This is a genomic window from Olleya sediminilitoris, from assembly GCF_016785945.1.
GTDB classification, from domain to species: Bacteria; Bacteroidota; Bacteroidia; order Flavobacteriales; family Flavobacteriaceae; genus Olleya; species Olleya sediminilitoris.
In genome coordinates this window covers 110,387-127,237 of record NZ_JAEMEF010000005.1, presented here as the reverse complement: position 1 = coordinate 127,237, position 16,851 = coordinate 110,387, and the positions used below count along the sequence as shown (strand labels likewise).

Sequence of the window (16,851 nt, the reverse complement as noted above, 5' to 3'; positions counted from 1 at the left end):
GGTAATGCACCAGAGTTAACCACTTTAGTTAAAAACTAACAAAAGTGCTTCAAAAGATTAAAAAAACTGTTAAACAAAAATATCTCCTGTTCAAAACAAAAGGGAGATATACTAAAGAAGAACTAATCCAACACCTAATTAAAATATTTCATAATATTTAAAGAATAATAAAAAACAAAAAACTAATCATTCTTCTTTTTATCTATTTCACTATTCACTTCTAAATACTCACGCTTCACTTTTCACTACCTCACTAATAACCAAACTAAACTGTATCAATAAAAGACTTTTCCGTTTTATTAAAAATGACCAATCCAATCAAAAACACTATAATACTGACGCTTCCAGCATAAATAAATTTTGATATTGAAAACTCACCAACACCCAAGGTCATATATCTAAACAACTCTATAATGGTAGTCATTGGGTTATACTCAACAATCCAAGAATATTCAGGTACTTTTTCCTTAAAATAAGACAAGGGATACATCACAGCCGAAGCATACATTAATAACTGGACGCCAAAACCAACCAAGAAAGTTAAATCTCTGTATTTAGTAGTCATGGATGAGATAATCATTCCAAATCCTAAACCAAACAAGCCCATAAAAGTTATTAAAACAGGAAGTAATAGTATTTCTAATTGTGGTAATGCGCTGTAAGCTGTGTCAGTAAAGAACACAAAATACAGGTAAAAAATAGTAAATACTAAAAGTTGAATTCCGAATTTTAACAAATTTGAAAACACCACAGATAAAGGTGTGATAACCCTAGGAAAATACACTTTCCCGAATATCCCTTGATTAGCTGAAAAGGTATTACTTGTACCTGTCAAACAGGTGCTAAAATAGTTCCAAGACGTGATACCTGCTAAATTAAATAAAAACGACGGGATACCATCTCCTGTTGGTATTGCTGCTAGATTATTAAATATTAAAGTAAATATAACTCCTGTAAACAAGGGTTGTATAAAATACCATAATGGACCTAATATGGTTTGCTTATACTGAGTTATAATATCGCGTTTAACAAACAAGAATAGCAAGTCACGATAACGCCAAATTTCTTTAAAATTAAAATCTATTAATTTTCGTTTAGGTGAAATTGTATATAACCAGTCGTTATTTTCTGAAACAGAATTCAATGTTTGTTATTTATTTTTTTTTTAAAATTATACAGTTACTTTTTAAACAGTCCTTTAATTTTATTTAATACCGTTAGCTTTTCTACTTCATTTTCATGATAGCCATTACCATAAGCACCATAACCATAGCCATAACCATAGCCGTAACCATACTTTCCTTTTTGATCATAAAAGTTATACAAAAAACTGATGTTTTTTACCTCACCTTTATTATGCTTATCATTAATTAAACCTAGCATTTCTTTTTTAGTATAATCCTGACGTACAACATATAAAGACGCATCCGCATATTCAATTAACTCAAACGCATCGGCTACTAAACCAAGAGGTGGTGTATCTAAAACAATATAATCGTAATTCGCTTTTAACTCCTCTATAAAACGATCCATTTGTTCTCCTATCAGTAATTCTGATGGATTAGGAGGAATAGGTCCAGAGGTTATGACGTCCAAATGTTCAACTTTAGTCTTTTGCACGACTTCAGATAAATTCTTTTGACCTATTAAATAATTAACTGCACCAATAGAATTATCAATATCAAAATCGCCAAAAATCTTCGGTTTACGTAAATCTAACCCTACTAACACGGTTTTCTTTCCGCTTAAAGCGAAAACAGATGCTATATTAATAGAACAAAACGTTTTACCTTCTCCACTAATTGAAGACGTCACCATAACGGTTTTAGTCCCTTCTAATTCATGCTTTTTATATATAAATTGAAGGCTAGAACGTACCGCTCTAAATGCCTCTGCTACTGCTGATTTAGGCTTATTAAATACAGCCAAATTATTATCTGTATCATTTTTACCGACAACACCCAATAACGGAATATTAGCCAGTTTTTCTAAATCACTCGGAACATGTATTTTATTGTCAAAAAATGTAATAATAAAAGCAAGTATTATAATTGGTATTAAAGCTGCCAAAACAGCAAACACATAGCGTATGCTAAGGTTAACCTTATTACGACCTTGACCTATATCTTTTGCTGGCTCAATTAAAATAATATCAGAAATATTAGAGGCTTTTATTAAATCGGCTTCACCACGTTTAGCCAAATACAAATTATAAGTACTTTGACTAAGTAAATACTCGCGTTCAATAGCTTCTAATTTTTGTTGACTTTCTGGTAAAGTAGAATATTGACTTTCTGAACTATATATTTTTGAATTGATAGATTGAATTTGATAACCAATGTTAGTTTTAACCGAAGCAATGTTTTCTAACATCACATTCTTTAATGATTCAATCTGATTATTTAAATCACCAAATACCGAAACATTATCTCTTACGGAAGATTCTAAAGTAGATTTTTGTATGGACAAACTTATAATCTTAGAAATACTTGCCGAAATATTTGGATCGTCAATCCCTTGTAATGCTGGCGCAGGAAAACTTGTAAAGTCCTGACTTGTTAATAAGTAATTTTTTAATAAATCATAAGACAGTAACGATTGATTCAGTATTTCTTTTTGATCATTATAACCTTCAATTTTAGCCGATAGCAAAGTACTTTCGTTTTCTAAATCAAATATCTTATTACTACGCATAAAGTCGTTTAACGAGTCTGCTTTTCTGTTTAACTGACCCTTAACCCTTGCTAATTGTTTGTCAATAAAAGCAACTGTATTTATGGCATATTGATTTTTACGTTGCAATTGATCACGTTCTAAAATAAAAACAGACGTATTAATATAATCAACAATTTTAGCTTTATTTTTATTAGTTAATCTAGTCACTAACAATGGTGAACCTTGTTGATTGGTGACAGCATAATTATTTACAAAAGAAGATACAGTACTGTTAAAGTTGTTATACTGAATAAAATAGTCTGTATTTATAGCTATAGCTTTAGCTTTAGCTTTAATTTTCACAATACTACCTTTAAAAAAAGGCAAGTCTATATATTCATTTAAAGTATAGGACTTAGAAAACGTTGGTGTCTTTAAAGCAATTGTCTTAATGCTTTTATCTAGATAATTTTGAGCAGTAACTTTGGTTGCTTCTCCAAAATCATAAGATAAAGTAAAAGTATTAGCGTCACTAAAATTAATTTTTATTGGCTGACCTATAACCTGATATGCACTATCTAAACCAACAAATTTAAAAGGCTGACTACCATAAATATCTGTTTTATAAAAACGTCCTTGTGTAGAATAAGTTAAATATAAGTTTAAACTATCGACTACTTTCTCATGATGTTTTCTTGACTTTAAATTAAGTAACACTTCTTGAACTTTTCCTGATATACCACCATAGTTAAAAACCAAACTTGTATTAGAAGTAAATAAAGGGTTTTTATCATCTTGTACAGTTAAAGAGGCTTCTAATGTATAAGGAAACTCGCGTCTAATATTTTGTTGATAAACAACATACAAGCCCACAATTAATAATAACACAAACCATTTCCAGTAACTAATAGCTCTGTAAACAAAAGCCTTAAAGTCAAACATTTGAGAATTACCGTTACTTAAATGATCTTCCATAATCTATAAATTACGTGCTAAAAAATAAGTGCTTACTAATACCGAAAAGATACTAGCAATTGTAGTTAACGTTTGTGTAGCGGTTTGTCCTGCTCCTAGAGATTTACGTTTTAATGGTTTAACCATAATTAAATCATTGGGTTGGATGTAATAAAATTCAGATTGCATTGCTGCAATATCAGTCAAGTCTATGTGGTGTATTTTTTGACCATTAGGGTATTGCCTCACAATAAGTACATCTTTACGGTCTCCTGTATCTAAAATATCTCCAGCATTAGCAATAGCTTCTAAAATATTAACACGATCTTGATATAACACTTGAGTTCCTTTGTTACTTATTTCACCCAGAGTAGTGTATTTTAAACCAGACAACTTAACAGTTACAAATATTTTTGCAGTGTCTTTTAAATATTTTTGAAGTATAACATCCTTTACTTTTTGCTCGACTTCATCAGTTGTAAAGCCTAAAACATTAACTTCTCCTAAAATAGGAAACTCGATATTACCATGTAAATCCACAGTAAAACCATTGTAATACAATGACTGTTCAGAATCATTAACAATATTAGTTGTTGGATTAAATATTTGTACTAAATCGTTAATTTCTTTTTTTTCTGCCTTAACATTTACACTTAGCAAATCATTGACTTGCACTCTATAAGGTGTTGCTAAAGCTTGGATCTGTAAGGAATCGTTAACAACAGTTCCTTTATCCTGAAGGTAAACCACGTCCTTTTGAGTAATACAAGATGTACTTAAAAGACCAAGTACAACAACAATACACATAATAATTTGCTTCATTAATAAGACGTTTGATAAGTCACAAATATAACCTTTCAACCTGAAAAACAAAACATATATCGACGTTTTTGGACTTTTACAAAAAGTAAAATACATCAATAACAGGTCTGTATTTTCATGATTTTGTTATTCTATTAAATACCTGTTTTAATGTCACAAAAACAAGATTCGCTGGTACTCTTCTTCAAATATAATATTATTGCTTTTCAAATATAAAAACCGACTTACAGCTTGGCATTCACTTTTCCCCTACTCTCTTTTCTTCTATTCATCTAAAATAACCATCTTTGTAAAAAAATTAACGTCTTGAATTATTTAACTGTAGAAAACATTGCCAAATCTTATGGCGAATTAACTTTATTCGAAAACATTTCGTTTAGCGTTCATAAAGATCAAAAGATTGCTTTTGTTGCTAAAAACGGAACTGGAAAAACATCCATACTAAAAATGTTAGCTGGTTTTGATGTGCCTGACCAAGGTAATATTATTTACAGAAAAGATATTAAAGTCGCTTTTTTACCACAAGAACCTGTACTAGATCCAACGCTTACTATTGAAGAAGCTATTTTTGACGCAGACAATCCTGTGTTAGATATTATTAAAAATTACGAAAAAGCATTACTTAATCCTGAAGATGAAGACGTCTACCAAAAAGCTTTCGAGCAAATGGATAGACACAATGCTTGGGACTTTGAAACCCAATACAAACAAATATTATTCAGACTTAAATTAGACGATTTAGATCAAAAAATAAGTAGTTTATCTGGTGGACAAAAAAAGCGTCTAAGTCTAGCCAATGCTTTAATTAACAAACCTGATTTATTAATTTTAGATGAGCCTACTAACCACTTAGATCTAGAAATGATCGAGTGGCTTGAAGCTTTTTTTGCTAAAGAAAACATCACCTTATTTATGGTGACTCACGACCGTTTTTTTCTAGAACGTGTGTGTAACGAAATTATAGAACTTGACCATGGCGAGTTATACAGCTACAAAGGAAACTACTCTTATTACCTTGAAAAAAAGGAAGAACGTGTTGCCAGAGAGCAAGTAGAAACTGGTAAAGCCAAACAATTATTTAAAAAAGAATTAGTTTGGATGCGTCGCCAACCTAAAGCACGTACAACAAAATCTAAATCTAGAATTGATGATTTTGCCGAAATAAAGCACAAAGCCCATAAACGAAGAAATGACCATGTGGTAGAGCTTGAACTTAATATGGAACGCTTAGGAAGCAAAATTGTAGAAATGGTTAACCTATCTAAAGCGTTTAAAAATAAAACCATTTTAGACAAGTTTAATTACAATTTCCAACGTGGCGAACGTGTTGGTATTATTGGTAAAAACGGTACAGGAAAATCTACCTTTCTTAACATGCTTACCCAAACCACACAACCTGATAGTGGAAAAATAATTATTGGTGAAACCGTAAAATTTGGATACTATACTCAAGCAGGTATTAATCCTAAAGAAGGTCAAAAAGTAATTGATATTGTTAGAGAGTTTGGTGATTATATTCCATTAAAAAAAGGACGTCAAATTAGCGCGCAACAATTATTAGAGCGCTTTTTATTTGACAGAAAAAAACAATACGATTTTGTTGAAAAACTAAGTGGTGGAGAGCGTAAACGTTTATATTTATGTACCGTTTTAATACAAAACCCTAACTTTTTAATACTTGATGAACCTACCAACGACCTTGATATTGTTACACTAAATGTATTAGAAGACTTTTTACTAGACTTTCCTGGTTGCCTAATTGTGGTGTCACACGACCGTTATTTTATGGATAAAATTGTAGACCATCTTTTAGTGTTTAAAGGCGAAGGTGTTGTCGAAGATTTTCCTGGTAACTACACAGATTATCGTACTTACGAAGACAGTAAACCTCCAGAGAACACATCAAATTCTGAAGACAAAAAAGAAAAGAAAAACTGGAAAAAAGACAACAACACTGCATTGTCTTATAACGAGCAAAAAGAATATAATAATCTAGAAAGCAAAATCAAATCCTTAGAGTTTGATAAAAAAGAAATAGAACAGAAGTTTTTAAATCCCGATTTAACACAAGATCAAATCAATGAATTATCTAATAAAATACAAGCCATTTTAGATAGCATTGAAGAAAAAGAAATGCGCTGGATGGAACTTGCCGAAAAATTAGAAGACCAAAACTAGAGTTAGATTAAAACATAAAAAAAGCACAATAAAATTATTGTGCTTTTTTTTATTTTAAAGTAAGAAAACTTATAGCTTACCAGAAAGTTTATTCTTGTACTTATTTAATAACGACTTAGTCATACCTAAATTAGATTTAGTTGAATCAACTGCTAAATAAATAAAGTATTTATTATCTTCAGAAATATCAATAATATGAATTTGACCAGTTATATTTATTAATATATCATCAATACTCTGATCTAAATTTAAAACTTCAATAGCCTTCAGTTTAGCTTTTACAACTTCAAGGTTAAATGCTGCTGCAAGTTCTGGATCAAAATCTGGAGATATTGAATCCGAATAGTATGAAATTCCACTTTTAATTTCAGTTACTGTCACTGCTAGATATCCAGAAACATTCTCTTTCAATTCACTCGCAAATTGATTTAAAAAATCAGACATAATTTAGGGGTTTTGTATTATTTATTTAATAATTATTGTAATATTATATTTGTTAAAATGATGAAATATTCATTTTTTTGTGCGAATATATAATATTTTGTCTGATTATACATTATATTGAACGATGTAATTATTATTAAAACCACAATATTTTAATGCCTGAATTTAACGAAGTAGGACTTAGATTTTACAAATACTTAAAAAACAAAGGTTTAGGTATTAATGACACTGCCAGAAAATTAGGTTTCTCTGGTAGTCAAATTAGCAATATTAAAAACGGAAGAGTTTTTGGTACAGACAAAATATACAAAATATTGAATGAATTTAAAGATTTAGATGCTAATTGGCTATTTAGAGGCGTATCCAATGAAACACCAGAAGTAGATGTTAATCAATTGGATTATATGATAGAATTACAAAAAGAAAGAATTATAGATTTAAAAAAAGAAAATGCTGATTTAAAAAATCAAATCAAAGCATTAAACAAATTAAAAGAATCTTAAAACAATCAACTTTTAATAATTACTACCTTTTTAAAAATAAAGCATTATATGCTATACCAAATTAAACAGTATTTTAAAATACTTTTAAAATCAACCAATCAACATGGTGTCCACTCGCCTTTTGTATATGATTTAGTAACTAAATGTTTTTATAATTCAAAAAAACAACAAGCTTACAAAACAATAAAAGCTTACCAGAAACGCTTAAGACAAAACAAGACTACAATAAAGGTTACAGATTTAGGTGCAGGAAGTCAAGTTTTTAAAAGCAAATCCAGAACCATATCACAAATCACTAAAGTGGCTGGTTCAAATTATAAAGAAGCAAAACTACTATACAGACTTGCTAGTTATTTTAAACCCAACACCATTCTTGAATTAGGAACATCTTTAGGTGTTGCAACACAAGCTTTAGCATTAGGCAGTCCAGAAGCAAACATTACTACAATAGAGGGTTGTCCAAATATTTCAGAAGTAGCTAGAGAACAATTTAAACATTTCGACTTAAATAATATTACTTTAAAAACAGGTGATTTCAAAACAGTGATCCAGCAGTTAGACTCACAAATCACCTACGATTTAATCTATTGTGATGGTAACCACAACAAACAAGCTACCTTATACTATTTTGAGGCATTACTACCAAAAACCCACAATGATTCAATACTAATTTTTGACGATATTTATTGGTCAAAAGACATGACTGAAGCTTGGGAAACTATCAAAAAACACCCTAGAGTCACTGTAACTATAGATACTTATGCTTTTGGGTTTGTATTTTTCCGACAAGAACAAGCTAAAGAACATTTTACAATAAGACTGTAAACTTATTCTGTAACAAATAACTCTACCTCTAAACGTCTTACAATCTTTTTAAATTTCATTTTAACAGTCACATTTTTACAAAAATTAGTTTCACTTTTAAACTAATAACTTTTAACTTCGTAAACATGAAAATTTACACTAAAACAGGAGATAAAGGTACAACTGCTTTGTTTGGAGGCACACGCGTACCAAAACACCATATTAGGATTGATAGCTACGGAACGGTTGATGAACTTAATTCATATATTGGATTGATAAGAGACCAAAACATAAACACATTATACAAAGACATTTTAATTGTCATTCAAAATAAACTGTTTACGGTAGGAGCTATTTTAGCCACAGACCCAGAAAAAGCAATCTTAAAAAACGGAAAAGAGCGATTAAACATTAATAAAATATCAGATGAAGACATTGCTATTTTAGAACGTGAAATGGATGGTATGAATGAAGCTTTACCACCAATGACACATTTTGTGTTACCAGGCGGACACCAAACTGTGTCATTCTGTCACATTGCCAGAACGGTTTGTAGACGTGCAGAACGCTTAGCATCAGCACTTAACGATTTAGAACCTTTTGAAGCTAATGCTTTAACCTATTTAAACCGTCTATCTGACTATCTTTTTGTATTGGCACGAAAATTGTCTCATGACTTACAAGCAGACGAAGTAAAGTGGATTCCGGAAAAAAAGTAAACCGTTTTATAAAGGACTGTGATTAATAACACTGCAAAACACTTTAGTATCAAGTAGTTTCAGTTTAAAAGACGTTCTTTTTTTTAATGAAAAAATAATTCACTTTTTTCTTGACTATTTAAACTAAAAATTTATTTTTGCAAAAATAAAAACCGCATAAGAAATGTATTGGACATTAGAACTAGCATCTTATTTAAGTGATGCACCTTGGCCAGCAACTAAAGATGAGCTTATTGACTACGCAATTAGAACAGGAGCACCTTTAGAAGTTGTAGAAAATTTACAATCTATTGAAGATGAAGGAGATTCATACGATTCTATAGAAGAAATTTGGCCAGATTATCCAACTGACGAAGATTACCTCTGGAATGAGGATGAATATTAATAACATCAAATAGTACAAAAAAGTCTCAATTAGAGACTTTTTTTGTGCTTTAAAATTTAGCTAAGCGCAGCTAAAAACGTATATTTAAACCCGTTTTAAAAACACTTTTTTGTGTCTTTAAAAAAAATATCAATCGTAAGTATTCACACGATTTGACAAAGTATTAACAAACCTAAAGTTACTAAGCTATTAAGCAAAGCAACTTAACCTATTAAAAACTAAACATGAAAGCCTTTAAAACCAAAGTCTTTCATCTTAAATAAAACACAAAAACTATGAGTTTTTTAAATTCCGTACTAAAAGTGTTTGTTGGCGACAAGTCTAAACAAGACGTCAAAGCCATCACACCAATAGTAGATAAAATTAAATCTTTTGAAAAAGCCCTAAGCGCTTTATCTCATGATCAATTAAGAGCTAAAACAGATGAGTTTAAAGCTATAATAGCTGAAACAAGAGAACCATTTTACAGTAAAATTGAAGCTTTAAAAACAGAAGCTGAAGCGACTGAAGACATCGATAAACGTGAGGACATCTACCTTGCAATTGATAAAATTAAAGACGACTCGTACACTGCTACAGAAGCAACATTAAATAACATATTACCTGAAGCCTTTGCTGTTGTAAAAGAAACTGCTAAACGTTTTAAGGACAATCCAACAATTACGGTAACTGCAAATGAATTTGACAGAAACCTATCTGGAGACAAAGATTTTGTAACCCTTGAAGGCGACAAAGCAACTTGGTCTAACTCTTGGGATGCTGCTGGTAAAGCTATAACTTGGGACATGGTACATTATGATGTACAACTTATTGGTGGTGTAGCAATGCACCAAGGTAAAATTGCCGAGATGCAAACTGGTGAAGGTAAAACCTTAGTAGCAACATTGCCTGTTTACCTTAATGCGTTAGCTGGTAAAGGTGTACACTTAGTAACTGTAAACGACTATTTAGCAAAACGTGATAGCGCATGGATGGCTCCAATATTTAACTTCCATGGTTTAAGTATTGACTGTATAGATTACCACCAACCTAATAGTGATGCACGTCGCAAAGCATACAACGCAGACATCACTTATGGTACCAATAACGAGTTTGGTTTTGACTACCTTCGTGATAATATGGCACATGCACCAGGAGATTTAGTGCAACGTCCACACCATTATGCAATTGTGGATGAGGTCGATTCTGTATTAGTAGATGACGCACGTACACCGTTAATTATTTCTGGTCCAATACCAAAAGGAGACGTACATGAGTTTACTGAGCTTAAGCCAAAAGTAGACGATATAGTTAATACACAACGTAAATATTTAACTCAAGTTTTAGTAGAAGCTAAAAAACTTATTGCCGAAGGTGACACTAAAGAAGGTGGTTTTAAACTACTACGTGTTTATAGAGGTATTCCTAAAAACAAAGCCCTAATTAAGTTTTTAAGTGAAGAAGGTGTAAAACAAATTCTTCAAAAAACCGAAAACTATTACATACAGGACAACAATCGCGAAATGCCTAAGATTGATGCAGAACTGTACTATGTTATTGAAGAAAAAAATAATCAGATAGAATTAACTGATAAAGGGGTTGATTATTTATCTGGAAAAGATAATCCTGACTTTTTTGTAATGCCAGAAATTGGTGTTGAAATTGCAAAAATTGAAGCTCAAAACTTATCGTCGGAAGAAGAAGCTAATCTTAAAGAAGATTTATTTCGTGATTTCGGAATCAAGTCAGAGCGTATTCACACATTAAATCAATTACTTAAAGCTTATGCTTTATTTGAAAAAGACACACAATATGTGGTCATGGATAATAAAGTTATGATTGTAGACGAGCAAACTGGTCGTATCATGGATGGTCGTCGTTATAGCGATGGATTACACCAAGCAATTGAAGCCAAAGAAAACGTAAAAATTGAAGACGCAACCCAAACCTTTGCAACGGTAACGCTTCAAAATTACTTCAGAATGTACAAAAAGCTATCTGGTATGACAGGTACTGCTGTTACAGAAGCTGGAGAATTCTGGGAAATTTACGAATTAGATGTAGTAGAAATCCCTACCAACAGACCAATTGCTAGAGATGATAGACAAGATTTAGTTTACAAAACTAAGCGTGAAAAATATAATGCAGTTATTGAAGAAGTTACTAAACTTTCTGCAGCTGGACGTCCTGTATTAATTGGTACGACTAGTGTCGAAATTTCAGAACTTTTAGGTAAAATGTTATCTATTAGAAAAGTACCTCACAACGTACTTAACGCCAAACAACACAAAAAAGAAGCAGAAATAGTTGACCAAGCTGGTAAAGCAGGTCAAGTTACCATAGCAACCAATATGGCTGGACGTGGTACAGATATTAAATTAAGTGACGAAGTTAAAGCTGCTGGTGGTTTAGCCATCATTGGTACAGAACGTCATGATTCTAGACGTGTAGACAGACAGTTACGTGGTCGTGCAGGTCGTCAAGGAGATCCAGGAAGCTCTCAATTTTACGTGTCGCTTGAAGATAATTTAATGCGATTATTTGGATCAGAGCGTATCGCTAAGATGATGGATAGAATGGGATTACAAGAAGGTGAAGTCATTCAACATTCTATGATTTCAAAATCTATAGAGCGTGCTCAGAAAAAAGTTGAAGAAAACCAATTTGGTGTTCGTAAGCGTTTATTAGAGTATGATGATGTTATGAACTCTCAACGTGAAGTTGTATACAAACGTCGTTACAATGCCTTATTTGGAGAACGTCTTCGTGTGGATTTAGCAAACATGATTTATGATACTTCAGAAGGTATTGCAGAATCTAACAAAGCTGCTAATGACTTTAAGAATTTTGAATTTGAATTAATCAGATTCTTCTCAATGTCTTCTCCTATTACAGAAGCAGAGTTTAATAAAATGACACCTTTAGCTATTGCTCAAACCATTTACAAAGCTGGCTTTGATCATTATAAAGAAAAAATGGAGCGTAATGCAGACATAGCATTTCCTGTTATTGAAAACGTATACGAAAATCAACGTGACCAATACAAACGCATTGTAGTTCCTTTTACTGATGGTGTTAAAAACATACAAGTTGTAACAGATTTAGAAAAAGCTTATCAAACTAAAGGAAAACAATTAGTTACCGATTTTGAAAAAAACATATCTCTTGCTATTATTGATGATGCCTGGAAAACGCATTTACGCAAAATGGACGAGCTTAAACAATCTGTACAATTAGCTGTACACGAACAAAAAGACCCTTTATTAATTTATAAATTTGAAGCTTTTGAGTTATTTAAAGCTATGATTGACCAAGTTAATAAGGACGTTATTTCTTTCTTATTTAAAGGAGAATTACCTACCGAAACAACTAACGCTATTAGTGAAGCCAGAGAAGTACGTAAAAAAGACAATCTTCAAACACAAAAAGAAGAAATACAAAACTTAGATGAGCGTGCTGCACAAAACAGAGCAGCAAGTAACACACAACCTCAACAACAAGTAGTAGAAACTATTGTTAGAGATCAACCTAAAATTGGTCGTAATGACAAAGTAAATATCAAGCATATTATTACTGGAGAAAGTAAAACAGTAAAATATAAACAAGCGGAACCTTTAATTAACAAAGGAGAATGGGTTTTAGTTAACGAATAAAAATATATACTGTAAAATAATTAAAATCCTAAAGTGAAAGCTTTAGGATTTTTTTGTAAATTTAATTACTAACTAACGTCTCAAACTTAATATCATGCTTAAAAATATACTAGCAACCATCGTTGGATTTATTGTAGCAGCTGTTACAGTTTACATTTTTGAAACACTACTTGGTCATAATTTATACCCATTACCAGAGACTATTGATCCAAATAATATGGAATCTATTAAAGCTAATATGCATTTAATACCAATAGGCGCCAAAGTGTTTGTTGTAATTGCTCATTTTCTTGGCATTATAACAGGTATGACCATTGCAGGAATAATTTCTAAGACAAGCATAATACCTTCATACATTGTTGGTGGATTAATGGTTATTGCTACAATTACGACAATTGTTATGCTTCCTAAAGAACTATGGTTTTCTCTAAGTGATGGTATTTTAGCTATTTCGGCATTCTTCTTTGGTAAATCCTTAGCCTCCAGATTTATTTATGGCTCATTAGTATAAATTATACGAGTAGGTTTTAAGAAAACTTAGTGGTTAATTCACTTACTATAGATTCCATTTTTTTGTTTTTTGCTTTTTTCTCTAAAAAAACCGCAGGCACTTCCCTATCCTTACAGTCTTTAATAGCACAACGCTCACAAGTCACACCTACATTTTTGGTTTCTATAATTTCATCTTGTAAAAAATTAACCTTACGTTGTAATTGTCTATTAATTAACAAACCTATTGTAATATTTCGGTAATGATTCTCTTTAAAAGGATCTTTAGTTGCAGATGACAACACCAAGTATTTTACACCATCGTCTTTATAATTAGAAATTTGATAATCAAAAACATGGTCTGATTTACTTTTACTAATATCCTTTAGCATTTTTAAAGACACCCAACGTCTACAGTAATGCTCATTAGTTTCATTTGCATGAGGAGATTGTTGGTGTGATAAATGTAATTCTTTTTTTAAATAAAAGTTTTTACTATTAGCTTTATGCGTAAACCTCAAAAAAAACAAATTCTGAATATTAAATGCTTTGGGTATAACATTAGTCAAACGTTGATAAAACGATTCTGGTGATGCATTGTAACTATCAATAGCCTTTAAAAATAATGAAGCATCAAAAGTTTCTTTTTCAAAAATATGGTTTAATTGGGAAATAATTTTTGCGCTTGGTATAATTAAAGCTCCCGCAAAATAAGACGCATAAAAATTGTTTAAAACCTGATCAAAGGTGTCAAATTTTATCCAAGGAAACGTATATAAACGTTGTTCTATTTTTAAAAAATTATAAGCTAATTCCTTTGCATAGATAAAGGTTCTTTGAGGCTCATCAATTTCATTAGCTAACAATAAAGTTTTGGTTTTAGGCACAAACATAGACCTTAAATTACCCAAAGCTTCATATTTACTAAGCTCATTGGCTTCAATTGTATAACCATATTCTTCAACTAAAACCTCCTCTAAATCTTTAGATGTAATTGTTTCATTTAAATCTATATGGTAGGCTTCCGCAAATTTCAAGACACTTTGCTCTAAGTTTTCAAAATAATTATTATTTGCTTCTTGAAACGATCGTACAGAAGCTAAATAAAAACTTTCTCTACTAAAGTTATAATTCTGTGCAATTTCAATAATTGTGCTAATAAATGCATTGACTTTAGCTGGTGCATTAGCAACGATATCTATCAGGTTACTTTCTTTAATTCCAAAAAGTTCTAAAGGAATTTCTTTTAAAATTTTTGACTGTAACAGATCACCAATTGGAGCCAAATTTTTGTCCAATTTAAGAGACACCATTTGGTCATAGGGTACATCCAATTTTTCAGAAAGTATAGCAATCTTGTCAGGTTTTGGATATTTTTTTCCGTTTTCTATTTCGTTCAAATAGGACTTTGACAAACCTGAAAGTTTAGACAATCCTAATAAGGATAAATTCTTATCAGTCCTTATCTGCTTTAGCTTTAATCCAAATATTAGTTTTATGTAATCTTCTTCCATAAATACAAATATAGCATTTTTTGCGAATATTCTATTTTGGCGAAAAAACATTTTTAGCGAACGTTCGCTTGTTTTATTCAATTCTTTGTTTTAATATTGTCATATAAAAATCATAACACCATGGAAAACACTCTTTTAAAACAACCAAAAATTACATTCTCTAGAGACGTTACAAATTACTACCCAGAAATCTTAACAGATGAAGCCTTAGTTTTTTTAACAGCTTTACATGAAAAATTCAACAATCGAAGATTAGAATTATTAGATGAGCGTGTCAAACAACAAGCAATTTTTGATAAAGGTCAATTTCCTGAATTTCCAAAAGAAACTGAATCCGTTAGAACCGCTGAATGGACAGCAAATCCAATACCAAAAGATTTACAAGATAGGCGTGTAGAAATTACAGGTCCTGTAAATAGAAAGATGGTTATTAATGCATTAAATTCTGGTGCAAAAACCTTTATGGCAGACCTTGAAGACAGCAATGCTCCAAGTTGGAAAAATAACATCGAAGGTCAAAAAAACCTAATGGATGCTAACAATAAAACCATAACATTAGTAGATACTAAAAAGAATAAAACCTATCAACTAAAGCCAGAAACTGCTGTATTATTAGTTAGACCAAGAGGGTTACATCTTAATGAAAGACACATTACATTTGATAAACAAGAAGCTTCTGGTAGTTTAATAGATTTTGGCTTATACGTGTTTCATAACACAAAAACATTACTAAAAAATAATACTGCACCTTACTTCTATTTACCAAAATTGGAGCATTACTTAGAGGCTAGATGGTGGAATGACGTATTTACTTTTGCAGAAGAATACCTGAAAGTAAAAGAAGGTACATTTAAAGCTACTGTTTTAGTCGAAACCATCACTGCAAGTTTTCAGCTTGACGAAATTATTTACGAATTAAAGGAACATATTGTTGGATTGAACTGTGGACGTTGGGATTACATTTTTTCTTACATCAAAAAATTCAGAAATCACCCAAACTTTGTAGTCCCTAATCGTGATCAGGTTACTATGACAACACCATTTATGGATGCGTATTCAAAATTAGTGATACAACGTTGTCACAAAAGAGGCATTTTAGCTATTGGTGGAATGGCTGCACAAATACCTATTAAAAATGACGAATATGCAAATTTAGCAGCGCTTGAAAAAGTAAGAAAAGACAAAGAGCGTGAAGTTAAAAATGGACATGATGGGACTTGGGTTGCACATCCTGCATTAGTAGATGTTGCCTTAACCGAATTTAACAAACACATGCCAACACCAAACCAATTACACGTGACACGTGACGACATAAGTATTACAGAAAAAGATTTAGTGGAAGTTCCAAAAGGTACTGTTACTGAAGCTGGAATTAGAAAAAATATTAATGTCGGAATTTTATATACCGAAGCTTGGTTAAGAGGTCATGGTGCAGTCGCACTTTATAACTTAATGGAAGATGCAGCTACTGCTGAAATCTCTAGAACACAAGTTTGGCAATGGCTAAAAAACGAAGTTATCTTAGAAGATGGACGTGCGTTTGACATGAAACTTTATGTCACCCTTTTTAATGATGAAGTAGAAAAAATATTAACCGAAATTGGTGAGGAAAATATTAAAGACACCAAATTTAAATTAGCTATAGACTTATTTGACAAATTAGTTTTAGCAGACAAATTTGAAGAATTTTTAACGCTTCCTGCTTACCAATACATATAAAAAAACAATCCTGCGATTGCGGCAACAATCAAC

The 16,851-nt window shown here is 31.4% G+C and carries 13 protein-coding genes; 8 read left to right on the top strand and 5 right to left on the bottom strand.

Going from position 1 to position 16,851, the window contains the following annotated elements; translation table 11 throughout:
* Positions 1–265: 265 nt before the first annotated feature.
* The 3 genes from JAO71_RS07730 to JAO71_RS07720 are packed head-to-tail and all read right to left on the bottom strand — an operon-like array spanning position 266 to position 4,431.
* Positions 266–1,144 (bottom strand): ABC transporter permease, encoded by an 879-nt coding sequence (locus JAO71_RS07730; RefSeq protein ID WP_203000022.1) that lies wholly within the window; start codon positions 1,142–1,144, stop codon positions 266–268.
* A gap of 35 nt (positions 1,145–1,179) precedes the next feature.
* A complete protein-coding gene (locus JAO71_RS07725) occupies positions 1,180–3,630 on the bottom strand; it encodes an exopolysaccharide transport family protein (RefSeq protein ID WP_203000021.1) in 2,451 nt (816 codons plus the stop codon).
* A 3-nt stretch (positions 3,631–3,633) separates the two neighbouring features.
* The gene (locus tag JAO71_RS07720) at positions 3,634–4,431 is read right to left on the bottom strand and encodes a polysaccharide biosynthesis/export family protein (RefSeq protein ID WP_028290658.1); all 798 of its coding nucleotides are present in this window, start codon (positions 4,429–4,431) and stop codon (positions 3,634–3,636) included.
* Positions 4,432–4,737: 306 nt separating this feature from the next.
* Here JAO71_RS07720 and JAO71_RS07715 point away from each other — a divergent pair, with 306 nt between their 5' ends.
* Positions 4,738–6,609: an ABC-F family ATP-binding cassette domain-containing protein gene (locus JAO71_RS07715; RefSeq protein ID WP_203000014.1), complete on the top strand. Its 1,872-nt coding sequence runs from the start codon at positions 4,738–4,740 to the stop codon at positions 6,607–6,609.
* Positions 6,610–6,678: 69 nt separating this feature from the next.
* On the opposite strand, the gene JAO71_RS07710 is transcribed toward JAO71_RS07715, so the two are convergent.
* Positions 6,679–7,053 (bottom strand): hypothetical protein, encoded by a 375-nt coding sequence (locus JAO71_RS07710; RefSeq protein ID WP_054852834.1) that lies wholly within the window; start codon positions 7,051–7,053, stop codon positions 6,679–6,681.
* 155 nt (positions 7,054–7,208) lie between these two features.
* Here JAO71_RS07710 and JAO71_RS07705 point away from each other — a divergent pair, with 155 nt between their 5' ends.
* The 6 genes from JAO71_RS07705 to JAO71_RS07680 all read left to right on the top strand — a co-directional run bounded on the left by JAO71_RS07705 (position 7,209) and on the right by JAO71_RS07680 (position 13,607).
* Positions 7,209–7,556 carry a helix-turn-helix domain-containing protein gene (locus tag JAO71_RS07705; RefSeq protein ID WP_203000012.1) on the top strand — a complete coding sequence of 116 codons (348 nt, stop codon included), beginning with the start codon at positions 7,209–7,211 and terminating at the stop codon, positions 7,554–7,556.
* 48 nt (positions 7,557–7,604) lie between these two features.
* Positions 7,605–8,381, top strand: coding sequence for an O-methyltransferase (locus JAO71_RS07700; protein ID WP_203000010.1), 777 nt, complete (start codon positions 7,605–7,607; stop codon positions 8,379–8,381).
* A gap of 125 nt (positions 8,382–8,506) precedes the next feature.
* Positions 8,507–9,079 (top strand): cob(I)yrinic acid a,c-diamide adenosyltransferase, encoded by a 573-nt coding sequence (locus JAO71_RS07695; RefSeq protein ID WP_054852837.1) that lies wholly within the window; start codon positions 8,507–8,509, stop codon positions 9,077–9,079.
* 163 nt (positions 9,080–9,242) lie between these two features.
* The gene (locus tag JAO71_RS07690; RefSeq protein WP_006989959.1) at positions 9,243–9,464 is read left to right on the top strand and encodes a DUF2795 domain-containing protein; all 222 of its coding nucleotides are present in this window, start codon (positions 9,243–9,245) and stop codon (positions 9,462–9,464) included.
* Between the two features lie 275 nt (positions 9,465–9,739).
* Positions 9,740–13,096: a preprotein translocase subunit SecA gene (gene secA / locus JAO71_RS07685; protein ID WP_203000008.1), complete on the top strand. Its 3,357-nt coding sequence runs from the start codon at positions 9,740–9,742 to the stop codon at positions 13,094–13,096.
* 94 nt (positions 13,097–13,190) lie between these two features.
* Positions 13,191–13,607 (top strand): hypothetical protein, encoded by a 417-nt coding sequence (locus JAO71_RS07680; RefSeq protein ID WP_054852839.1) that lies wholly within the window; start codon positions 13,191–13,193, stop codon positions 13,605–13,607.
* A 16-nt stretch (positions 13,608–13,623) separates the two neighbouring features.
* On the opposite strand, the gene JAO71_RS07675 is transcribed toward JAO71_RS07680, so the two are convergent.
* Positions 13,624–15,099 carry a helix-turn-helix domain-containing protein gene (locus JAO71_RS07675; protein WP_116824341.1) on the bottom strand — a complete coding sequence of 492 codons (1,476 nt, stop codon included), beginning with the start codon at positions 15,097–15,099 and terminating at the stop codon, positions 13,624–13,626.
* 120 nt (positions 15,100–15,219) lie between these two features.
* Between JAO71_RS07675 and aceB the strand changes: the two genes are divergently transcribed.
* On the top strand, positions 15,220–16,818 hold the full coding sequence (gene aceB, locus JAO71_RS07670) for a malate synthase A (RefSeq protein ID WP_054852841.1): 1,599 nt from the start codon (positions 15,220–15,222) through the stop codon (positions 16,816–16,818).
* Positions 16,819–16,851: the final 33 nt, after the last annotated feature.